Annotated in this window: 19 protein-coding genes; 5 read left to right on the top strand and 14 right to left on the bottom strand. The window is 71.6% G+C overall.

Annotated elements, in window-relative coordinates; all coding sequences use genetic code 11:
* Window positions 1-85 precede the first annotated feature (85 nt).
* Window positions 86-1,483 (top strand): type VII secretion integral membrane protein EccD, encoded by a 1,398-nt coding sequence (gene eccD / locus VFV67_RS15955; protein ID WP_326470819.1) that lies wholly within the window; start codon window positions 86-88, stop codon window positions 1,481-1,483.
* 3 nt (window positions 1,484-1,486) lie between these two features.
* Window positions 1,487-2,917 carry a type VII secretion-associated serine protease mycosin gene (gene mycP, locus VFV67_RS15950; protein ID WP_326470817.1) on the top strand — a complete coding sequence of 477 codons (1,431 nt, stop codon included), beginning with the start codon at window positions 1,487-1,489 and terminating at the stop codon, window positions 2,915-2,917.
* Window positions 2,918-3,115: 198 nt separating this feature from the next.
* Here mycP and VFV67_RS15945 read toward each other — a convergent pair whose 3' ends face one another.
* From VFV67_RS15945 to VFV67_RS15885, 13 genes are all read right to left on the bottom strand, one after another.
* Window positions 3,116-3,970, bottom strand: coding sequence for an ESX secretion-associated protein EspG (locus VFV67_RS15945; protein WP_326470816.1), 855 nt, complete (start codon window positions 3,968-3,970; stop codon window positions 3,116-3,118).
* Window positions 3,971-3,973: 3 nt separating this feature from the next.
* Complete coding sequence (locus tag VFV67_RS15940) at window positions 3,974-4,336, bottom strand: hypothetical protein (RefSeq protein ID WP_326470814.1); 363 nt, start codon at window positions 4,334-4,336, stop codon at window positions 3,974-3,976.
* Window positions 4,337-4,355: 19 nt separating this feature from the next.
* Window positions 4,356-6,143 (bottom strand): WXG100 family type VII secretion target, encoded by a 1,788-nt coding sequence (locus VFV67_RS15935; RefSeq protein ID WP_326470812.1) that lies wholly within the window; start codon window positions 6,141-6,143, stop codon window positions 4,356-4,358.
* Between the two features lie 97 nt (window positions 6,144-6,240).
* On the bottom strand, window positions 6,241-7,047 hold the full coding sequence (locus VFV67_RS15930; RefSeq protein WP_326470811.1) for an ESX secretion-associated protein EspG: 807 nt from the start codon (window positions 7,045-7,047) through the stop codon (window positions 6,241-6,243).
* Between the two features lie 10 nt (window positions 7,048-7,057).
* Entirely contained in the window at window positions 7,058-7,564 is a 507-nt protein-coding gene (locus VFV67_RS15925) for a hypothetical protein (protein WP_326470810.1), read from the bottom strand.
* Window positions 7,565-7,588: 24 nt separating this feature from the next.
* Window positions 7,589-8,719 (bottom strand): hypothetical protein, encoded by a 1,131-nt coding sequence (locus VFV67_RS15920; RefSeq protein WP_326470809.1) that lies wholly within the window; start codon window positions 8,717-8,719, stop codon window positions 7,589-7,591.
* A gap of 108 nt (window positions 8,720-8,827) precedes the next feature.
* Window positions 8,828-9,751: a hypothetical protein gene (locus tag VFV67_RS15915; protein ID WP_326470807.1), complete on the bottom strand. Its 924-nt coding sequence runs from the start codon at window positions 9,749-9,751 to the stop codon at window positions 8,828-8,830.
* A gap of 132 nt (window positions 9,752-9,883) precedes the next feature.
* Window positions 9,884-10,792: a hypothetical protein gene (locus tag VFV67_RS15910; protein ID WP_326470805.1), complete on the bottom strand. Its 909-nt coding sequence runs from the start codon at window positions 10,790-10,792 to the stop codon at window positions 9,884-9,886.
* A gap of 220 nt (window positions 10,793-11,012) precedes the next feature.
* Entirely contained in the window at window positions 11,013-11,531 is a 519-nt protein-coding gene (locus VFV67_RS15905) for a general stress protein (RefSeq protein ID WP_326470803.1), read from the bottom strand.
* A gap of 38 nt (window positions 11,532-11,569) precedes the next feature.
* Entirely contained in the window at window positions 11,570-12,766 is a 1,197-nt protein-coding gene (locus VFV67_RS15900; RefSeq protein ID WP_326470802.1) for an acyl-CoA dehydrogenase family protein, read from the bottom strand.
* Window positions 12,767-13,128: 362 nt separating this feature from the next.
* Window positions 13,129-13,929, bottom strand: coding sequence for a slipin family protein (locus tag VFV67_RS15895; RefSeq protein ID WP_326470800.1), 801 nt, complete (start codon window positions 13,927-13,929; stop codon window positions 13,129-13,131).
* A gap of 55 nt (window positions 13,930-13,984) precedes the next feature.
* Window positions 13,985-14,875 carry a CoA ester lyase gene (locus VFV67_RS15890; RefSeq protein WP_326470799.1) on the bottom strand — a complete coding sequence of 297 codons (891 nt, stop codon included), beginning with the start codon at window positions 14,873-14,875 and terminating at the stop codon, window positions 13,985-13,987.
* Window positions 14,868-15,944, bottom strand: a complete 1,077-nt coding sequence (locus VFV67_RS15885) for a CoA ester lyase (protein WP_326470797.1) — start codon at window positions 15,942-15,944, stop codon at window positions 14,868-14,870. Before VFV67_RS15885 ends, VFV67_RS15890 begins: the two co-directional genes overlap by 8 nt.
* A gap of 141 nt (window positions 15,945-16,085) precedes the next feature.
* Between VFV67_RS15885 and VFV67_RS15880 the strand changes: the two genes are divergently transcribed.
* Entirely contained in the window at window positions 16,086-17,366 is a 1,281-nt protein-coding gene (locus VFV67_RS15880) for a magnesium transporter MgtE N-terminal domain-containing protein (RefSeq protein WP_326470795.1), read from the top strand.
* A complete protein-coding gene (locus VFV67_RS15875) occupies window positions 17,359-17,901 on the top strand; it encodes a DUF1003 domain-containing protein (RefSeq protein WP_326470793.1) in 543 nt (180 codons plus the stop codon). Before VFV67_RS15880 ends, VFV67_RS15875 begins: the two co-directional genes overlap by 8 nt.
* A gap of 7 nt (window positions 17,902-17,908) precedes the next feature.
* Here the strand turns inward: VFV67_RS15875 and VFV67_RS15870 are convergent, their stop codons facing one another.
* A complete protein-coding gene (locus VFV67_RS15870) occupies window positions 17,909-18,364 on the bottom strand; it encodes a MarR family winged helix-turn-helix transcriptional regulator (protein WP_326470791.1) in 456 nt (151 codons plus the stop codon).
* Between the two features lie 88 nt (window positions 18,365-18,452).
* Here VFV67_RS15870 and VFV67_RS15865 point away from each other — a divergent pair, with 88 nt between their 5' ends.
* On the top strand, window positions 18,453-19,607 hold the full coding sequence (locus VFV67_RS15865; protein ID WP_326470790.1) for an Mrp/NBP35 family ATP-binding protein: 1,155 nt from the start codon (window positions 18,453-18,455) through the stop codon (window positions 19,605-19,607).
* The last annotated feature ends 961 nt before the right edge of the window (window positions 19,608-20,568 follow it).

Raw genomic sequence — 20,568 nt, 5'->3', positions numbered from 1 at the left:
AGGGGCGTCGCGACCGGCCGGGGTGTGCAACGGCAAACCTGGTCGGTGCGGGAACAGCACGGAACGAACTGATAGGGGACTTGCGGTGGCGACCGGTACGACCGTGTTCAGCCGGGTGACGGTGGTGGCCCCGAGAACGCGCATCGACGTGGCGCTGCCGGCCGACGTCGCCGTTGCCGATCTGCTGCCGATGTTGCTGGAGATGGCCAAGGAGGCCACCCCGGACGGCGGCGCCCGGCACGGCGGCTGGTGCCTGGCCAAGCTCGGCGAGGGCACCCTCGACCCCAGCCGGACGCTGGCCTCGCTCAGCGTGGTCGACGGCGAGATGCTGCAGCTGCGCCGCCGCTCGGAGACCCCGCCGCCGCCGCTGTTCGACGACGTGGTGGACGCCATCGCCGAGTCGTCACCGGACAGCTACCGGCCGTGGACCAAGCAGACCGCCAACCGGATCGGCTATATCGGCGCCACGCTGGCGCTGCTCACCGCCGCCGTCACCGTGCTGCTCACCGGGCCGATCGGCGGCGGCGACCGGATCGGCGCCGCGATCGCGGCCGGCGCCACCGCCGTGTTCGCGGTCGCGCTCGGCGCCGTGATCGCCCGGGCGTACCAGGCCGAGACCGCCGGCGTGCTGATCGCCGCGGCCGGCGGGCTGCCGATGGCGTTCGTCAGCGGGCTCTACATCGTTCCCGGGGAGACCGGCCGGGCCAGCCTGCTGCTGGCCTGCGCGCTGGTGCTGATCATGGCCGCCGCCTCGATCATGCTGATCGGTTCCGGGGTCACCACGTTCGTCGCCGCCGGCAGCGCGGCCGCGCTCGGTGTGATCGCGTTCACCGTGGCCACCCTGGTCGCGCACCCGGCGCCGGGCATCGCCGCCGGCACCGTCGCGGTGGCGCTGGCCGCCCTGTCCCTACTGCCCCGGCTGACCATCCAACTGGCCCGGCTGCCGCTGCCCAACGTGCCCGGCAGCGCCGAGGATCTCAAGGAGGACACCGGGTTCCCGGACTACCGCTCGATCGAGAAGCGGGCCGGGCTCGCCCACGAGTACCTCACCGGCATGATCGTCGGCTGCGGCGTGGTCACCGCGATCGGCGCGATCATCACGGCCGGCGCGCGCGACGTGTGGGGGGTCAGCCTGGCCATCATCGCCACGCTGGTGCTGCTGCTGCGGGCCCGCACGTACGCCAACGGCAGCCAGGCGATCGCGCTGCTGGCCACCGGGATGTTCGCCGCGGCCGGCATCGTGGTCGGCTGGCTGATCGGGTCCGACCCGGCCGACCGGCTGCTGTGGGTGTTCGGCGCGCTGATCCTGATCGCGGCCGCGTCGCTGGTGCTCGGGGTGATCTTCCCGGAACAGCGCTTCTCGCCTCCGCTGCGGCGCACCGTGGAGATCATCGAGGCGATCTGCATCGCGGTGGTGCTGCCGCTTGCGCTGGCCGTGATGGGGCTGTACAGCACGTTGCGGCACCTGGACCTGGGTCTGTAGCTCATGCGGACACCGTCGACGATCCACCGGCTCGCCGCGGCGGTCGCGGCCGGCCTGCTCGCCCTCACCCCGGCGGTCGCCTCGGCGCAACCGGGCCGCGAGGACGGCTTCGCCAAGCCGCCCCCGCTGCCCGCCGGCACCCCGGTGCCGAACGACACCGGCCGGCCCGACCTGCCGTACGAGCAGAAGACGCTGTGTGTGAAGTCGCTCAACGAGGGCGTGGTGCTGCCCAACAAGCCGTGGGGGCAGACCCAGCTGCGGTTCGACGAGCTGCACCGGTTCGCCACCGGCAAGGGGCAGAAGGTCGCGGTGATCGACACCGGGGTGAACCGGCACGACTTCCTCGGCGACCGGCTCGCCGGCGGCGGTGACTACGTGGCCGACAAGAACGGCCTCGAGGACTGCGACGGGCACGGCACCGAGGTCGCCGGGATCATCGCGGCGAACCCGCCGGCGAACAGCAACATCGGGTTCAAGGGCATCGCGCCGGACGCGGGCATCGTCAGCATCCGCCAGTCCAGCGCCAACTACGAGGGCAAGGACCCCACCGATCCGAACGCCCAGACCCGGGCCGCCGGCAACCTGCTCACCCTCGCCCAGGCGATCGTGCGCGCGGCGAACCAGGTGCCCAAGGGCGTGATCAACATGTCGGTGGACAACTGCCGGCCGGCCGGGCCGATCACGTCGGCCGAGGTCGCGGTTCAGTCCGCGTTGCGGTTCGCGGTCGAGGATCGGGACGTCGTTGTGGTCGCCTCCGCCGGCAACCTCAAGGAGAACGACTGCAACCAGCAGAACGGTCCGGACGCCAACCGTCCCACCACGATCGTCACCCCGCCGTGGTTCGCGGACTATGTCGTCTCGGTCGCCGCCATCGACCGTCGCGGTGACCCGGCCCAGTTCTCCGTCCAGGGTCCCTGGGTCACCGTCGGCGCCCCCGGCACCGAGATCACCTCCCTCGACCCCGGCAACAACTCCGGTCTCGCCAACCGCCTGCTGACCAAGGACGGCCAACCCTCGGAGATCCAGGGCACCAGCTTCGCCGCCCCCTACGTCGCCGGCATGGCCGCCCTGATCCGCGAACGCTTCCCGAACCTGACCGCCCGCCAGGTCATGGACCGCATCAAGGCCACCTCATCGCACCCCGCCGCCGCCGGGGGCCGGGACAACCTGGTCGGCTACGGCATGATCAACCCGATCGCCGCCCTCACCGCCATGGTCCCCAGCGAACAGGGCATCAACCCGGACCAACCCACCAACATCACGTTCGACATGCCCCCCGCCGACCCCAAGGACTGGACCCCGGTCACCGTCGCCCTCATCGGTTCCCTCGGCGGCGTCGGCGCCCTCGTCCTCACCGTCTTCGTCGTCCACACCGTCCGCCGCAACCGCCGCGAGGACGACCCCACCAACCTCCGCCGAATCACCAGCGCCTGACCGTCCGCCTCTCCGGGTTTTACTGCTGTTGTTGCGTTCCAGCCGGTGGTGCGGTTCGCGGGTTGAGTGTGGCTGGGTGCCGTCACGGTGCCCCTGAGGTTGCGTTGGTTGGGGGGCCGGGACTTCTTGCACCCGATCCCGCCTCGGGCAGCCGGGTTGCCGGGCGTGGCAGGGGGGTCATTCCGGAGAGGCGGGTTATTAGCGGATGGTGGCGGCCAGGCGGCGGAGGGCGGAGCGGAGGTCGTCGGTGGGGAGGGGGTTGACGCTCATCCAGTCGCCGTCTTCGGCCAGCCGAAAGCGGCCGCGTTGGGTGTCGAGCCAGCGGAGTTCTTCGCCGTGGCGGTGCCACTGGTCCTCGGTGTTGTCGCGTTTGGCGAGGCCGGCCTGGCCGTTGCCGCGCACGGGTTGCAGGTGCGAGACCATCCGGCGGACCGTGCGCTCGTCGATGCCGTGCGCGCTGAGCAGGTCGTCGATCTCATCGGTCTGCATGCATTGTGGTGGGCGGCGGATCTCCACCGTGGTGTCCAGATCGGACGACGGGTTGGCGGGTTCGGGGATCCGCTGGCGCATTTCGTTGTAGGCGTTCTCGATCGCCGCGCGAGGCAGGCTGAACGGGGCGCTGTTGGCGGCGTCCGTCGCGGGGATGAGGTGGATCAGCTCCTCGACGAGGTCGTCGAGGGACCCGGGGATCATCATGATCGTCCGCTCCGGGTCGGTCATGTCCTGGGTGACCAGCAGCGCCTCGTCCCGGTAGCTCAGCACCACCGCGCCGAACGTGGCGCGTTCTTCGGCGAGCACCAGGTCCAGTACACCGGTGGCGTTGCGCAGCAGGTAGACGAAGTCATCGGCGACGCCGAGCGGGCCCGCCTCGTCGGCAAGGCCCCGCTCGGTCATCAGCTCCCGCGCGCCGCCGTACATCACCAGGCGCTCCACGTCGGTCACCCCGGAGGACGGCACCTCCAGCGGGAACGGCGCGGCCACCTCGGCGAACGTGCACAGCAGCTCGACCTCGACCGGATGCAGCGCGTGCCCCCGGTCCACCCCTGTCGCCATCGATCAGCTGTACCGGTAGTTGCCGGCGCCGTCGGCGTCGGTCTGCTCGTAGGCCGCCACCGTGCGCTCGGCGCTGGCGACGAACTCCTCCATGTTCTTCAGGGCCACCTCGAGCTGCCCGCGCAGCCCGCCCGTGCCGCCAAGCCGGTCGGTGAACTTCTCGGACAGCTCCTGGCCGACCGGGCTGGTGCCGAGCATCGGGGCGAGGCTCGGGTCGCCCATGTCGGTCACCTCGGTGGACACCGCGTCGAGGTTGGCCCGGACCTGCGCGACCGCGGCCGCGAAGGCACGCACCTGATCGGCATCGACCTGCCAACCGCTGCCCGGGGCCATCGCGCCACCGGCGCTCTGCTCCTCGAGGTACATCTGTCTTTCCTCCTCGCGTCTACAGGCCGATGACCGGCGGCGCGGCCTTCAGGTCCGAGGACGAGAAGGGATCCTCCTCGACCGGGAACTTGCGCACGTGCTCGTCGTCCTCTTCGTCCCGCGCACCGGCGGCCCCGGGCGCGCCGTAGCCCGACCCGTGCGGGTCGAGCGCACCGCCGCGACCGAACCGGCCGCGCGCACCGCCGCGCTCGGCGTCGGCGCCGATCCCGCCGCGGCCGCCGGGCCCACCGCCCGGGCCGTAGCTCTCCATGCCGCCCATCAGGTCCGAGCTGCCGTCCACATCGAGGCCGGGACGGCGCTTGTGCTCACGGTCCTTGCCCGCGCCACCGCGACCCGCACCGGCACCCATACCGCCGGCCGGCATGCCACCACGACCGGCCATACCGGCCCGGCCGGCACCCGAGGCGGTCGTTCCGCCGCGCGCACCCAACCCGCCGGGGCCGTAGCTGTCCGGGCCACCGACCAGATCGGTGCCGTCCACCTCGAGACCGGGGCGCCGCTTGTGCTCCCGGTCCTTGCCCGCGCCACCGCGACCCGCACCGGCCCCGGCACCCATGCCGCCACCGGGCAGCCCGCCACGACCGGCCAGACCCGCCCGGCCGGCACCCGCCGCGCGGGTGCCACCGGTACCCCGGCCACCCGCGCCGACCCCGCCGACGCCACCGCGACCGGCGGCACCGCCCCGGCCGGTCGTGCCGCCGCGTCCACCGGCACCGATGCCACCCGGCACCCCGCCGCGGCCGACGCCACCCCGGCCACCGGATGTGCCGCTGCGGCCGGGCGGCACCGCGCCCAGCCCGGGACCGCGGGATCCGGGCGTTCCGACGCCCCGGCCCGGGGGCAGGAACCCGCCGGGAAAACCGCCGAGGCCGGTGCCCGGCAGGCCACCGCCGCCGGGAATCGGGTTCATACCGCCGAACGGTGGCGGCGGGGTCAGCCCGCGCCAGCGCGGCTCGGGACCATCGGTGAACGAGGGAATCGTGCCGATCCCCGGCCCGCCGACACCGGGACGCAGGTCCGGACCCGTGCCGCCGGGCGGGGTCGGACCGGTCCCCGGCGTGCCGACGCCGGGCCCGGGGTTGGCGCCCTGGCCGGGACCGGGGTTGGTGCCGTTGGACGGCAGACCGAACTGCGGGGTGGTCCCGTCGATGCCGAGCAGCGCGGTCTCGTAGCGCTGCATCGTCTGCACGGCCTTGCGCTTGAGCTTCTTCTTGCTGCTGCCGAAACCGAACGCGCTGGCGATGCCGCCGATGGCGGCGCCGAACGCCGCGCCGATCGGACCGGCGACCGCGAAGCCGGCCAGCGCGCCGCCGCCGGCGCCCATGTACCAGGCATCATTCGGCTTGCCGGGCATGGTGCTCTGCGCCGACCGCAGCGCCCCGCCCGCGTCCTGGATCGGGTCGGCCATCTGCGCCGCGGTGTCGCCGAGCTCGCCCATCCAGACCGCGTTGTTGGTCACGATCTGGTTGGCCTCGACCGCACTCGAACCGGACCAGAACTGCATCAGGGTGTTCAGCGAGCGCTGCAGGTCCGCCGAGGCCTGGGTGACCGAGCTACCGTGCCGGCGCCATTCGCCGGCCAGCGCGTCGAGCTGGTTGGGGCTGGCCCGTTCGGCCACCATCTTGATCAGTGTCTCGAGCCCGTACCCGTCCCAGTGCACGCCGCCGGTGACCCAGCGGTCGTTGTACTGGCGCCGCTCGCGCCGTTCACGCTCGGCTTCGGCTTGTGCGTTGGCCGCCGTCTGCCGCAGACTCGCGAACACCGCGCCTAAGTCAAAGATGGCCATGTGGTGACCCCACTCGGTGACAAATCGTCGCTTCCGACCGTTACGTTATCGGATCGGACCGACAGCGGGCACCGAATCGGTTGAACAGGTTGCGAACCTAGCCGATCACTGCCGCCAAATGGCGGATCGAGGCATACAACTCGTTGGCGAACAACGGGTTCACACTTGTCCATTCCGCATCGCCGCCGAGCTTGTAGCGGCCGTGCTCGGTGTCCAGCCAGCGCAGCTCGGCCCCGACCCGCCGCCAGGCCCCGGCGTAACCGCGCCGTTCGGACAGTCCGGCCTGGCCGTTGCCGAGTACCGGCTGCAGGGCGGTGCTCATCCGGCGGGCCAGCCGCTCGTCGATCCCGTGCGCGCCGAGCAGCTCGTCCAACTCGTGCGCCTCGAGCCAGCCCCGGCGACTCCTGGCCCGGTCCATCAGCACGGCGTACACCTGGCCGACCGCGCGCCGCGGCAGGGTGAACGGGGTGGTCATGGCCGCGTCCAGCTCGGGTAGCAACCGCAGCAGCTCGTCCACGGCGTCGTCGATGGGCAGCGCGACCAGCCCGGTGAACAGCTCGTCGGCGTCCGGCTCGGTCACCGCGAGCAGCGCGGCGCCGTTCACCCCGAGCAGCACCGCGCCCAGCCGGTCCACCCCCATGGTGAGCAGCAGATCGAGGGATGCCCGGCTGGACCGCAGCAGGCGCACGAACTCCTCGGCGACCCCGCACGGCCCCCGATGGTCGGCCAGACCGCGGGCGGTCAGCCGGTCCCGGGCGGCGCCGAACAGCGCCCGGCGCTCGGTGCCGTCGGCGCCCACCGACGGCACCCGCAGCGGGAACGGCGCCGGCACGCCGGCGAATGTGCACAGCAGGTCCATCTCGACGACGTCCAGCGACGCGTCGAACCCGTCTCCCAGCGTCATTGTCGTGCGATCAACCCGCCTGGCCGGCCCGGTCGATCCGGTTCGCGGCCTCCTGGTCCTGCTCGCGGTAGTCGCGCAGGGCGGCCTCCGCGGTGGCGACGAACGCCTCCATCCGGCGCATGGCCTCGCTCAGCATCGGGCGCAGGCCGCCAGTGGTCGGGCGCTGCGGGTTGTCAAGGGCGGCGTCCAGCCGGTCGGCGAACTTGCGCTCCAACTGGGTGGCCACCGGGCTGGTCCCGAGCTTCGGCGTGTACTCGTCCGACTGCATTCCCTCGACCCGCTCGCCCACCACCCGCAGCCACTCCCGGACCTGGTCGATCGAGCGGACGAACGCGCGCATCGAGTACGGGTCGATCGACCAGCCGCCGGACGGCTCCGGCTCGACCGCGGCGGCGGTCGACCGGTCGGCCATCGGCTTGCTCGCGGTCGGCATCGGCGGCGGTGCCGGCGGTGTGTTGACCGCCTCGGCGGCCAGCTGACCCCGCAGCGTTCCGATGTCCGGCGTCTCGTTCTCCATGACCGTCATTCCTTCGTGTTCCACTCAGAGCCCGATCACCGGTGGCGAAGCCTTCTTCTCCAGCCCGAACGGATCGTCCGCGTCGACCGGGAACCGCCTGCGGTGGTCGCCCGCCGTGCCACCGGCCCCGGCGGCCCCGCCCATCGGGGCCATCGGGGTCCCGCCGGCCGGGCCGTGCCGCCCGTCCGGATCGGCCAGTGCGCCCGCGCTCATGGCCGGCACCGTACCGGCGAGCCGCTCCGGGGTGGGCACCGCGCCGGTGCCGGGCGAGCCGCCGGCCCCACGACCACCAACGCCGGCGCCGCCACCGCCGATGCCGAATCCGCCGCCCGGCGCGAAGGTCGGGCCGAGCCCGCCGACCGACCCGCCGCCGGCGCCGACCGTGATGCCGCGGTCGAGACCGCGCCCACCGGAGCCGCCCTCGTGCCGGGCCGCGCCGGTGCCGGAGTCGTCCCGGCCGGTCAGGTCGTCCCAGTCCCGCCCGGGGCCCGGGTCCACGATGATCGTCACCGGCGGCTCCCCGCGCCCTCGGCGGGGCGGCTCCGACGGCGGGCGCAGCACGTTGTCCGGACCCTCGAACTGCGGGATGGCCGCGTCGATGCCGATGGCCGCGGTCTCGAACCGGCGCATGGCCTCGACCGCCTGCCGCTTCAGGTCCGCCTCCGCCAGCGCCGCCTCGGCCGCGCTCTGCGTGCCGGCGGCGGTGGCGCCGATCGCGGCGCCGAGCGGCCCGCCGGCCAACTGGCCCACCGCGGCGCCGTCCGGCGCGGAGCCGGGCGCGATCGACGGGTCGACGTCCGGCACCACCGGCATCTGGTCCTGGGCCGCCTTCAACGCGCCCGCGGCCTCCTCGACCGGGCTGCCGATCTCGTAGGCGGTGGCGCCGAGGTCGGCCAGCCACTGGGCGTTGAGCGCCACGTCGGTGCGGGCCTGCCGGGCCGAGGCGCCGGACCAGAACTCCATCAGCCCGTCCAGCGCGGCACCCAACTCGTGCGCGGCGTCGACCAACCCGTTGCCGGTCCAGCGCCAGTCGTCGGCCAGGCCCATCAGGCCACGCAGGTCGACCTGCTGGGTCACCATCGCGACCAGCTGTTCCAGGTCGTAGGTCTCCCAGTTGGTGTCGCCGGTGACGTACCGGTCATTGCGCGCAGGCATGCTCTGAGGGTAACGGCATCGACACCCGGAATTGGTCCGTACGCGTGGATCGTGGCAAAGGTCGTCGGCGACGGCGAGTGCTCGTCGCAACGATCCGTGGATCCGGCACTAGTTGCTCTCGCCGGCTTTGGGTTGGGCCTTGCCGACGACGTTGTCGGCGTAGGTGTCCAGGAACCGGGTGCCGACCTGTTGGGCGTAGCCGAGAACGAGGGCGGCGACCAGGAGGGCGGGCCGGTTGGCGATGACGTCCTGGAACAGGCCGGTGGCGGTGATGAGGACGCCGACCACGGCGAGCACCGCGCCGAGCATGATCTTGATCGCGGCCTGGTACGGGGTGAGGGTGTAGGCCACGACCGAGGGACGGGTCCGCAGCAGCAGGATCACCACGGCGACGGCGCCGCCGAGAGCGCCGAGCAGCTGGATGAGCCAGATGTCGCCGCCGGTCGGGGTGCTGCCGCCGGTGGCGCAGAAGCCCTTGACACACAACGGAAGCAGCGTGGGGAAGACGGAGCTGAGCACGCCGAGGACGACGTTGAGCAGCAGCATGAGGATGCCGAAGAGCACCAACCGGTTGCGCAGACTGCGCACGGCGCTGTGCGAGTTGTCCGAGGTGGCGTAGGCGCCGCGCAGGGCTTCGGCGATGACGGCGCGTTCCACGTCGCCGATGTTGGTGGAGCGCACGGCGAGCAGGGCGCGGACCCGTTGGTCCTTGGGGTCGAGGTCCTCAAGGACGCGTTCCCGGATGGCGGGCAGGCGGCCGACCAGGTCGGGACTGGTGGCGATCACCCGGGTCTCGGCAAGGTGCAGCGCGCGCCAGGAGCGTTCGATGTCCGAGCCGGAGTACCAGGTGGCCAGGTTGGTACGGACCCTGGTCGACTGGTGCGCGATCTCCATCGCGGCGACCACGCCGGGCGGGTCGTCGTCCTCCCGGCTGTCCAGCTCGGCCTGTAACCAGGTCAGGCGTTCACCGACCGGTACCCGCCAGGAGGAGAACCGGGATCTCGGGATCTCGTCGGACCAGTTCCGCGTCATCGGCACCACCGGCTCCGGCCCGCCGGCATCGGAAATGGGGATCGGTATCGCTGCCATCACGTTCGCCCAGTACTGATCGCAGTTGTCGGACACGCTCCGTTGATCGTGGCATCGTGGCACGGCCGCGCACCATTACGCACCGGGTTCGGCGGAACTGCGCGCCGTAGCACCGGAATTCGACCCGCCGGCCCGGCGCATCGCGTCCGGATGATGCCTGGCCAGCACCGCAACCCCGGCGATCGCCGCCAGCGCACCGGCGGCCAGGCCGAGGCCGCGCCAGCCGCCTGCGTCCACGGTCTCGTCCAGCAGCCCGATCCCGATCGCCGTGGCCACCAGCGGGTTCAGCACGGTCTGGCAACCCACCACCACATCCGGCGGCCCGCTGGAGTAGGCCAGTTGGAGCAGCCAGGATCCGGCACCGAACGCCAGCACCAGACCGGTCATGGCCAGCGGGGACACGGCGGAGAGGCCGCCCTGCTGGAAGCCGAAGGTGACGTCGCGAACCAGGATCGACACCAGGCCGTAGGCGCAGCCGGTGGCCGCGGCGAACGCCACGCACCGCACGATCCCGTGCCGCAGCGCGCCCGCGACGCCGAGCACCAGCACGGCCACCGCGACGATCTCACCGGCCCGCAGCACCGCACTGTCCGGGAACTCCACGGACTTCGCCGCACCGGCGACCAGCACCACGAACAGCGCGACGCCGCCGGTGCTGGCCACCACCGCGAACAGCGCGGCGGCGTCCAGTCGGATCCCGGTGGCCCGCGCGTTGATCACCACGCTGACCGGAAGGGCGAGCACCACGATCGGCGCCACCACGGTGACCGGTGCCAGGGCGAGCGCCAGGATCTGCAGCACCGCGCACACCGAGAGCACGGCGAGCCCGGCCAGCCAGCGTGGGTTGCGGGCCAGTCGGGCCAACCCGCGCAGTTGCAGCCCGGAATCCCGCGACTCGTCCCGCACGCCTGCGGCCTGGAACTGAACGCCGACCGCGGACAGGGTGGCGCCGAGCACCGCGAACACGATGGCGAGCGTGATCATCCGGCCACCTCAAGTCCACAAAGGACCCTCCGGGCCGGCACCACCGGACGACTGCCGGTCCCCCTCGACGTCATGGCCGCTCCGAGATCGCAGGTAGCGGTTCGTTGAACCTCAACGAAACCACCGCGCGGTCCGTTCCCGGCGACTGAGAGTCCTCTCAACCGCCCGGATGCGACTCGGCCCGAACATTGTGGACGAACACCAGTCCAGTATGGACAGCTCAGGTGCTCGGTCGCATGGCGAGCTTGGCCAGCAGATCCCTGGCCTTCTCGGCGTTGCGCGGCTGGGCGAGCACGTCGTAGCGGCCGGCGACCAGTTGGCTGGCCGAAGCGATCTCCCGGCCGCTCCGGGTTGTCGCGTAGCCGACCGCGGCGAACACCATCCCGAACAGGACACCCGAGACGAGGCCGACCAGGATCGGCGCGAAGGACATGGCCTGCTGGCTGAACACCCCGAGCAGCAACCCGACGAACAGGCCGAACCAGGCACCGGACAGCGCACCCGTGGCGAGCACCTTGGGCCAGCTCAACCGCCCGATGACCCGCTCGACCAGCATCAGGTCGACCCCGACGATGGTCACTTCCTGCACCGGGAAATCGTTGGTGGCCAGGTACTCCACCGCCCGGTGGGCTTCGGCGTACGTGTCATAGGAGCCGATCGGCCACCCGGACGGCGGCGTCGGCACCCTCGGTAGGCCCTGGCCGCCTCGCGCCGAGCCGGAAAACGCACCGCTCACCATTGCAATGATGCCACGATCGTCCCATTCGGGACGCCTGGTTAGCCCCGCGACCGGTATTCCCGGAGCAGACCTCGGCTGATGATGGTCTTCTGGATCTCGCTGGTGCCCTCGCCGATCAGCAGGAACGGCGCCTCGCGCATCAGGCGCTCGATCTCGTACTCCTTGGAGTAGCCGTAACCGCCGTGGATCCGGAACGCCTCCTGGGTCACCTCGGCGCAGTACTCCGAGGCGAGCAGCTTGGCCATGCCGGCCTCGACGTCGTTGCGCTCGCCGGAGTCCTTGAGCCGGGCCGCGTTGACCATCATCAGGTGCGCGGCCTCGACCTTGGTGGCCATCTCGGCCAGCTTGAACGCGATGGCCTGGTGCTCGGCGATCGGCTTGCCGAACGTGCGGCGCTGCTGGGCGTACTCGACGGCCAGCTCGAACGCCCGGATGGAGATGCCGCACGCCCGCGCGGCCACGTTCACCCGGCCGACCTCCACGCCGTCCATCATCTGCGCGAAACCGCGGCCCGGCGCCTCGCCGAGGATCTTGTCCGAACCGATCCGGTAGCCGTCGAACACCGCCTCGGTGGTGTCGACGCCCTTGTACCCCATCTTGTCGATCTTGCCGGGGATGGTCAGGCCGGGCGCCACCTCGCCGAACCCCTCCGGCTTCTCCACCAGGAACGCGGTGAGGTTCTGGTGCGGCTTGTCGGCCCCCTCGTCGGTGCGCACCAGCAGCGCGATCAGGTTGGAGCTGCCGCCGTTGGTCAGCCACATCTTGGCGCCGTCGATGACGTAGGAGTCGCCGTCCCGCTTCGCCCTGGTCTTGATCGCGGCCACGTCCGAGCCAAGGTCCGGTTCGGACATGGAGAACGAGCCCCGGATCTCGCCGGTGGCCATCTTCGGCAGGAAATGGTCCTGCTGCGCGTCGGTGCCGTGCTGCTTGATCATGTGCGCGACGATGAAGTGTGTGTTGATCACACCGGACACGCTCATCCAGCCCCGGGCGATCTGCTCCACCACCAGCGCGTAGGTGAGCAGCGACTCGCCGAGCCCGCCGTAGGACTCCGGGATGGTGAGGCCGAACAGCCCCATCTCCTTCATTCCGTCGACGATGTCCGCCGGATAGCTGTCGGCGTGCTCGAGGGCCTGTGCGTGCGGGATGATCTCCTTGTCCACGAAGTCGCGGACCGTCGCGAGAATCTCGCGCTGAACGTCGGTCAGTCCTGCGGTCTGGGCAAGGCGGGCCATCGGAGCTCCCTTTTCGGGGACGGGGTTACCGGTCAGTATCTCGCGGTTAACGCCCGTTCGCGCAAGGAAGGTGCGCAGCACCACTCAACGGCCGCGGTGCTCCACCCGGTGGCCGCACTCGCGGCAGTCCTCGGCCAGTACGTACACGTCCACACCGCAACCGTGGCAGCTCTTGAAACTGCGCTCGAAAAGGTCGTCGTGGCGGCGTCCCCGGCCGAACAAACGCGAAGTTCGGCGGTCCTTGACGACGCTGTGTCTACCCATGGCCTACAGCCTCACCCGAATGGGTGGGCAAGTGGCAACCCCGGGCCGTGATCTGTGCGTTATCTCACGGCAACCTTTGACGCGCTGCGACGTCCTTATTAACCGTCCGTGACGTCCTTGGCGGATTGTGACCGTTCGGTCACCGCCCGGCTCGACGCCTCAAGGAACCGCAGCAGCTCCACCGGGAACGGCAGCACCAGCGTCGAGTTCTTCTCCGCCGCCACCTGCACCACGGTCTCCAGCAGCCGCAGTTGCAGCGCGGACGGCGTGTCCGCCATCGTCGCCGCCGCCTCGGCCAGCTTGTGCGAGGCCTGCAGTTCGCCGTCGGCCGAGATCACCCGGGCCCGCCGCTCGCGCTCGGCCTCGGCCTGCCGGGACATCGAGCGTTTCATCGACTCCGGCAGCGCGACGTCCTTGATCTCCACCCGGTCGATGTGCACGCCCCACTCCAGCGCCGGGCTGTCGATCATCATCTCCAGCCCCTGGTTGAGCTGCTCCCGGTTGGACAGCAGATCGTCCAGGTCGCTCTTGCCGATGATCGACCGCAGCGACGTCTGGGCCACCTGCCCGATCGCGAACCGGTAGTCCTCGACGTTGACGATCGCCAGGGTCGGATCGATCACCTTGAAATAGACCACCGCGTCGACCTTGACCGTCACGTTGTCCTTGGTGATGCCCTCCTGGGCCGGCACCGGCATCGTGACGATCTGCATGTTCACCTTCTCCAACCGGTCGGAGACCGGCCGGAGGAACTGCAGACCCGGCTCCCGGACCCGGGTCTGCACCCGGCCGAACCGGAACACCAGCCCGCGTTCGTACTGCTTGACCACCCGCACGGTGGAGCTCACCCAGAGGACGACGAAAACCAGGACACCAAGCAGGATCCAGCTCAGGAGCATGGCGAACTCCCAACCAGGCGCGGGAAACTCGACAACCCGCGGCTACCCCTCGATGCTACGCCGACAGATCCGCGACGGCGGCGGCGAGCGCGAGCACCCGGCGGGCGTTGGCCACGTGCAGGTGCTCGATCATCCGGCCGTCCACGGTGACCACGCCCCGGCCGTCCCGCATCGCCTCGTCGAACGCGTCGATGATCCGGCGCGCGCCGGCCACCTCCGCCTCGGACGGCGCGAAGATCCGGTTGCACGGCTCGAGCTGCCCCGGGTGGATCAGCGTCTTGCCGTCGAAGCCGAACTCCCTGCCCTGCCGGCATTCCGCCTCGAACCCGGCCAGGTCGCGCACGTCGTTGTAGACGCCGTCCAGGATCGCCTTGCCGGTCGCCCTGGCCGCGAGCAGCGCCAGCGACAGGCCGCCGAGCAACGGCGCCCGGCCGGGCACGTGCTCGGCGTGCAGTTCGTTGGCCAGGTCGTTGGTGCCCATGACCAGCACGGTCAGCCGGGCACTCTCCCGGGCGATGTCATAGGCGTTCAGCATCGCCACCGGGGTTTCCAGCATGGCCCAGATCGCCGTGTCCTCGCCCGCCCCGGCCGCGCGCAGCGCCCGCTCGATCGCGTGCACCTCGCTGGCCGAGTTGACCTTCGGCACCAGCACGGCGTCCGGCCCGACCGCCGCGGCGGCGCGCAAATCGTCTGCGTGCCACGGGGTGTCCAGCCCGTTGACCCGAATGGCCACCTCACGACGGCCGTAGCTGCCCGCGGCCACCGCCGCGCACACCCGCTCGCGGGCGTCGGCCTTCGCGTCCGGCGCCACCGCGTCCTCCAGGTCGAGGATCAGCGCGTCGGCGGGCAGCGTCCTGGCCTTCTCCAGCGCCCGCTCGTTGGCCCCGGGCATGTACAGCACCGAGCGGCGGGGCCGGGTGGTCGGCTCGGGCAGTGGCTCAATCACCGGCCAGCGCCTCCTTCGTCGCGGTCTCGTAGGCGTGCGCCAGTTCCGGGTCCCGGGCGGCCAGCGCGTCGGCCAGTTCGGCCACCACCCGGCACTGTTTCACGGTGGCGTCGTCCTGCATCTTGCCGTCCAGCATCAGCGTGCCGGTGCCGTCGCCCATCGCCGCGAGCACCCGGCGGGCCCAGGCCACATCGGCCGGATCCGGCGAGAACACCTTGCGGGCGATGGCGATCTGCGCCGGATGCAGGCTCCACGCCCCGACGCAGCCGAGCAGGTAGGCGGCGCGGAACTGGTCCTCGCAGGCCACGGTGTCGCGGATGTCGCCGAACGGCCCGTAGAACGGCAGGATCCCGGCCGCGGCGCAGGCGTCCACCATGCGGGCGATCGTGTAGTGCCACGGATCCTGCTGGGAGGTGACCCGCCCCTCGGTCAGGTCGGCGGAGACCGGGTCGGTGCGGACCAGGTAGCCCGGATGCCCGCCGCCGACCCGGGTGGTCTTCATCCGCCGGCTGGCCGCCAGGTCCGCGGGCCCGAGCGAGAGGCCCTGCATCCGCGGGCTGGCCATGGCGATCTCCTCGACCCGGGCCACCCCGCTGGCGGTCTCCAGGATCGCGTGCAGCAGCAGCGGCCGGGACAGGCCGGCCCGCGCCTCCAGCTGGGCCAGCAGCCGGTCGGCGTAGTGCACGTCCTCCGGCCCCTCGACCTTCGGGATCATGATCACGTCGAGCTTGTCGCCGACCTCGGTGACCAGCGTCAGCAGGTCGTCGAGGACCCACGGCGAGTCCAGGCTGTTCACCCGAGTCCACAGCTGGGTGTCGCCGAAGTCGGTGCCCCGCGCGATGGTGACCAGCCCGGCCCGGGCGGCCTCCTTGCGGTCGGCCGGGACGGCGTCCTCCAGGTTGCCCAACAGCACGTCGACCTGAGGCGCCAGGTCCGGAACCTTGGCCACCATCTTCGGGTTGCCCGGGTCGAAGAAGTGGATCATCCGGGACGGCCGCACCGGGATCTCCCGCACCGGGGCTGGCGCGCCGACGGCGAGTGGGCGGAAGAAGTCCTTCGGGGAACGCATCTTGCCTCCATCCGGCGGTCCGCTACCTACCGGTAACCCTAGGACCGGAACCACCCGCCGCCGGCACGGTTGTCGGCAACGCCACCCCGCAGACCAACCGCCCGGGTGTCCGAACGAGTGCCGGCAACTAGCCTGATCACCGTGGCCACCACGTCAAAGGTGTACGTCGCGCAACTCATCGGCCTGCCGGTGTTCGGACCGGACGGCGAATCGATCGGCAAGATCCGCGACCTGGTGGTGGCCCTGCGGATCGACCACGCGGCACCGCGGGTGCTCGGCATGGTCGTCGAGCTGGCCACCCGGCGGCGGATCTTCGTGCCGATGCTGCGGGTCACCGCCATCGAACCCAACGCGGTCACGCTGGCCACCGGCTCGGTCAACCTGCGCCGGTTCACCGCGCGCCCCAACGAGGTGCAGGTGATCGGCCAGCTGATCGACGCCCGGGTGACGATCCGGATGACCGGGGCGACCGCCACCGTGCTGGACGCCGCGATCGAGCCGACCAGGACCCGGGACTGGGTGCTGGCCCGGCTGGCGGTCCGCGAGAAGGTGGGCCGGATCGGCCGGCGCGGCCCGGTGAAGGTGCTGTCCTGGGACGAGGTCGACACGCCCGCCATGACCGAGCTGATCCACGCACCACAGGGTGCGGTGCACCTGCTCGCCCTGTTCGACCGGATGCGCGCCACCGACGTCGCCGCCGCACTGCACGACCTGCCGGCCAAGCGGCGCTACGAGGTGGCCGAGGCACTCGACGACGAGCGGCTCGCCGACGTGCTCCAGGAACTGCCGGACGACGACCAGAAGGACGTGCTGTCGCGTTTGGACGATGAACGGGCGGCGGATGTACTGGAGGCCATGGATCCCGACGACGCGGCCGACCTGCTCGCCGAACTGTCCGAGATGGACAAGAACCGGCTGCTCGCGCTGATGGAACCGGAGGAGTCCGCGCCGGTGCGCCGGCTGCTGGAGTACGAGACCTACAGCGCAGGCGGGCTGATGACCCCGGAGCCGATCGTGCTCACCCCGGACGCGCCGGTGGCCGAGGCGCTGGCCCGGGTGCGCAACCCCGATCTCACCCCGGCGCTGGCCAGCATGGTGTTCGTCTGCCGGCCGCCGACCGACACCCCCACCGGCAAGTACCTCGGCTGCGTGCACACCCAGCGCCTGCTCCGCGAGCCGCCGTCCAGCCTGGTCGCCGCGGCCGTGGACACCGAGCTGACCAGCCTGCGCCCGGCCGACTCGCTGGTCCGGGTGGCAAAGTACTTCGCCGCCTACAACCTGGTCTGCGCGCCGGTGCTGGACGACCAGGAGCACCTGCTCGGCGCGGTCACCGTCGACGACATCCTGGACCACCTGCTCCCTGAGGACTGGCGGGAGAGCGACGCCATGGACAGCGAGGTCGGGGAGACCGCCGATGCCTGAGCTGCTGCCGCGCCGCCGGCTGGACCAGCCCCGCCGCCCGCGCGCGCTGCGCTTCGAGCTGGACCCCGAGGCGTTCGCCCGGTTCTCCGAGCGGCTCGCCCGGTTCCTGGGCACCGGCAAGTTCCTGTTCTGGCAGACCGTGCTCGTGATCGCGTGGATCACCATCAACCTGCTCGCGGTGCAGTACCGCTGGGACCCCTATCCGTTCATCCTGCTCAACCTGGCCTTCTCCACCCAGGCCGCGTACGCCGCGCCGCTGATCCTGCTGGCCCAGAACCGCCAGGACGACCGGGACCGGGTGGCGCTCGAAGAGGATCGGTCCCGGGCCGCGCAGACCAAGGCGGACACCGAGTTCCTGGCCCGCGAACTGGCCGCGCTGCGGCTGGCCGTCGGCGAGGTGGCGACCCGGGACTACCTGCGCAGCGAACTGGACCGGCTGCGCGGCGACCTGGTCAGCAAGCCGCGCGGCCGGTCCCGACCGGCGGCCGACGCGGTGCGCGCCGACCCGCGGTGGGACGACGGGGGGCAGGGCTGAGTCCGGCTCAGTCGCCCACCAGGCGCTCGCACAGCCGGCCGATGGCGGTCAGCTCGTCCTGGTCGAACTTGGCGACGAAGTGCTGGGAGACGCCCGCCAGGTGCACCCGGGCGGCGTTGCGCAGCCGTTCGAGGCCGGCCTCGGTCAGCTCGGCGATCACGCCCCGGCCATCGGCGACCACCCGCTGGCGGGCCACCAGGCCGGCTCGTTCCAGCCGGTCGACCAGGCGGGTCACGCCGGACCGGGACAGCAGTACCCGGTCGGCCAGCTCGGCCATCCGCAGCCGCCTGCCCGGCGCCTCGGCCAGTTGCACCAGCACGTCGTAGCTGACCAGCGACAGGTTCTGATCGGCCACCAGCTCCGCCTCCAGGCTGCGCATCACCCGGGCGTGCGCGGTGAGGAAGGACCGCCACGCGTTCAGCTGGGTTCGGTTGGGCGCCGGGAAGAGGACTGGCTCCGCCATGATCAGATGTTACGTAACTCACGGCGGTCACGCGGGATGACCTCCCCGGCGCGCCCGGGCGATCCGGCGCCGGCCGAGCGCTCGTAGCATGGATCGCGTGACCGACACCAAGACTCCCAGCGTCGAGGCGGTCCGAGCGGCCCTGTCCGGGGTGCGGGACCCGGAGATTCACCGCCCGATCACCGACCTCGGCATGGTCAAGGACATCCAGGTGCACCCGGACGGCGGGGTGAGCGTCGGTGTCTACCTGACCATCGCGGCCTGTCCGCTGCGCGACCGGATCACGCAGGACGTGACCACCGCGGTGGCCGCCGTGCCGGGCGTGACCTCGGTGCGGGTGGACCTGGACGTGATGAGCGACGAGCAGCGCGCGGAGCTGCGCCGGTCGCTGCGCGGCGACGCCGCCGAGCCGCGCATCCCGTTTTCCGAGCCCGGCTCGCTGACCCGGGTGTACTGCGTCGCGTCCGGCAAGGGCGGGGTCGGCAAGTCCAGCGTGACGGTGAACCTGGCGGTGGCGATGGCCGCCCGCGGGCTGTCCGTCGGCATCGTGGACGCCGACATCTACGGCCACTCGGTGCCCCGGATGCTCGGTACCACCGACCGGCCGACCCGGATCGAGGAAAAGATGATCATGCCGGTGCAGGCGGCCGGCGTGAAGGTGATGTCGATCGGGATGTTCACCCCGGGCAACACGCCGGTGGTGTGGCGCGGTCCGATGCTGCACCGCGCGCTGCAGCAGTTCCTCGCCGAGGTGTTCTGGGGCGACCTGGACATCCTCCTGCTCGACCTGCCGCCGGGCACCGGGGACGTGGCCATCTCGGTGGCCCAGATGTTGCCCACCGCCGAGATCCTGGTGGTCACCACGCCCCAGCAGGCGGCCTCCGAGGTGGCCGAGCGGGCCGGCGCGATCGCGCTGCAGACCCGGCAGCGGCTGGCCGGTGTGATCGAGAACATGTCCTGGCTCGAGCTGCCGGACGGCACCCGGATGGAGGTGTTCGGCTCCGGCGGCGGTGCGGCGGTGGCCGAGTCGCTGTCCCGATCGCTGGGCGCCGAGGTCCCGCTGCTCGGCCAGATTCCCCTCGACCCCCGGCTGCGCGAGTCCGGCGACACCGGCACACCGCTGGTGCTCACCGACCCCGAGGCACCCGCCGCTGCCGTACTCCGCGAGATCGCCACGCGGCTGTCCACCCGGGCCCGCGGCCTGGCCGGACGGATGCTGTCGGTGACCCCAGCGGGCCGCTGAGAGTCGGTGCGCCGCGCCGGGCGCCTGCGGCGCCCGGCGCCGCAGGCGCCGAGCCAGCAGTTCGGTGCCCAGAACGAACTCGGTAACCGGCACCGGGAACTCGCCGGCCGGAAACGGAAACACAGCGACCCGAATCGGCCACTCGATAACCCCACCCAGCAACGCGGTTACCCCAGCCAGGAACTCGGTGACTGGCCCCGGGGACTCGCCGAGCCCGAATCGGCCACTCGATTGCCCCAGCCGGCAACTCGGTGACCCCGGTCGGCAACTCGGCCACTGGACAAAGGGACTCGCCGGCCCCGCAGCGGCAACTCGCTTGCCACAGCCGACAACTCCGTAACCGGAGCCGGCAACTCGGTGACTGGCCCCGGGGACTCGCCCGTTCCGAATCGGCAGCTCAGTTGCCACAGCCGGCAACTCGGTGACCGAACCGGGAACTCGGTAACCGGCACCGGGAACTCGCCCGGCTGGAAACGGAAACACAGCGACCCGAATCGGCCACTCGATAGCCCCAGCCAGCAACTCGGTTACCCGGTCGGCAACTCGGCCAACTGGACAACGGGGACTCGCCGGCCCCGCCGGCAACTCGGTTGCCCCAGCCGGCGGTTCAGTTACTGGAATCGGTGACACGGTGGCTGGACTCGGGTACTCGCCGGCCCCGCACCGGCAACTCGGCTGCCCCGGCCCCCGGTTCAGCTACTGGAATCGGCCACTCGGTTGCCCCAGCCGGCGGTTCAGCTACTGGAATCGGGGACACGGTGGCTGGGATCGGGGACTCGCCGGGCCCGAATCGGCGGCTCAGTTGCCGCAACCGGGAACTCGGTGACCTGAGCCGGTAACTCGATGACGCGGTGACTCGGTGGCTGGAATCGATGACTCGGTGGCTGGGATCGGGGACTCGCCGGGCCGGAGTCGGCGGCTGGGTTGCTGGAGCCGGGAACTCGGCGATGTGGGGGCGGGT

The sequence above is a fragment of the Actinophytocola sp. genome (genome assembly GCF_035762905.1).
GTDB lineage: Bacteria > Actinomycetota > Actinomycetes > Mycobacteriales > Pseudonocardiaceae > DASYTH01.
The sequence above is the reverse complement of the archived record's forward strand: the minus strand, read 5'-3'. Positions and strand labels throughout refer to the sequence as shown.

What these genes read in the sequence shown, in the direction of transcription:
- mycP (WP_326470817.1), top strand. Translation starts at nt 1,487, where the DNA reads ATGCGGACACCGTCGACGATCCACCGGCTCGCCGCGGCGGTCGCGGCC.
- VFV67_RS15945 (WP_326470816.1), bottom strand. Translation starts at nt 3,970, where the DNA reads ATGGCGACAGGGGTGGACCGGGGGCACGCGCTGCATCCGGTCGAGGTC.
- VFV67_RS15940 (WP_326470814.1), bottom strand. Translation starts at nt 4,336, where the DNA reads ATGTACCTCGAGGAGCAGAGCGCCGGTGGCGCGATGGCCCCGGGCAGC.
- VFV67_RS15935 (WP_326470812.1), bottom strand. Translation starts at nt 6,143, where the DNA reads ATGGCCATCTTTGACTTAGGCGCGGTGTTCGCGAGTCTGCGGCAGACG.
- VFV67_RS15930 (WP_326470811.1), bottom strand. Translation starts at nt 7,047, where the DNA reads ATGACGCTGGGAGACGGGTTCGACGCGTCGCTGGACGTCGTCGAGATG.
- VFV67_RS15925 (WP_326470810.1), bottom strand. Translation starts at nt 7,564, where the DNA reads ATGGAGAACGAGACGCCGGACATCGGAACGCTGCGGGGTCAGCTGGCC.
- VFV67_RS15920 (WP_326470809.1), bottom strand. Translation starts at nt 8,719, where the DNA reads ATGCCTGCGCGCAATGACCGGTACGTCACCGGCGACACCAACTGGGAG.
- VFV67_RS15915 (WP_326470807.1), bottom strand. Translation starts at nt 9,751, where the DNA reads ATGACGCGGAACTGGTCCGACGAGATCCCGAGATCCCGGTTCTCCTCC.
- VFV67_RS15910 (WP_326470805.1), bottom strand. Translation starts at nt 10,792, where the DNA reads ATGATCACGCTCGCCATCGTGTTCGCGGTGCTCGGCGCCACCCTGTCC.
- VFV67_RS15905 (WP_326470803.1), bottom strand. Translation starts at nt 11,531, where the DNA reads ATGGTGAGCGGTGCGTTTTCCGGCTCGGCGCGAGGCGGCCAGGGCCTA.
- VFV67_RS15900 (WP_326470802.1), bottom strand. Translation starts at nt 12,766, where the DNA reads ATGGCCCGCCTTGCCCAGACCGCAGGACTGACCGACGTTCAGCGCGAG.
- VFV67_RS15895 (WP_326470800.1), bottom strand. Translation starts at nt 13,929, where the DNA reads ATGCTCCTGAGCTGGATCCTGCTTGGTGTCCTGGTTTTCGTCGTCCTC.
- VFV67_RS15885 (WP_326470797.1), bottom strand. Translation starts at nt 15,944, where the DNA reads ATGCGTTCCCCGAAGGACTTCTTCCGCCCACTCGCCGTCGGCGCGCCA.
- VFV67_RS15875 (WP_326470793.1), top strand. Translation starts at nt 17,359, where the DNA reads ATGCCTGAGCTGCTGCCGCGCCGCCGGCTGGACCAGCCCCGCCGCCCG.
- VFV67_RS15870 (WP_326470791.1), bottom strand. Translation starts at nt 18,364, where the DNA reads ATGGCGGAGCCAGTCCTCTTCCCGGCGCCCAACCGAACCCAGCTGAAC.
- VFV67_RS15865 (WP_326470790.1), top strand. Translation starts at nt 18,453, where the DNA reads ATGGATCGCGTGACCGACACCAAGACTCCCAGCGTCGAGGCGGTCCGA.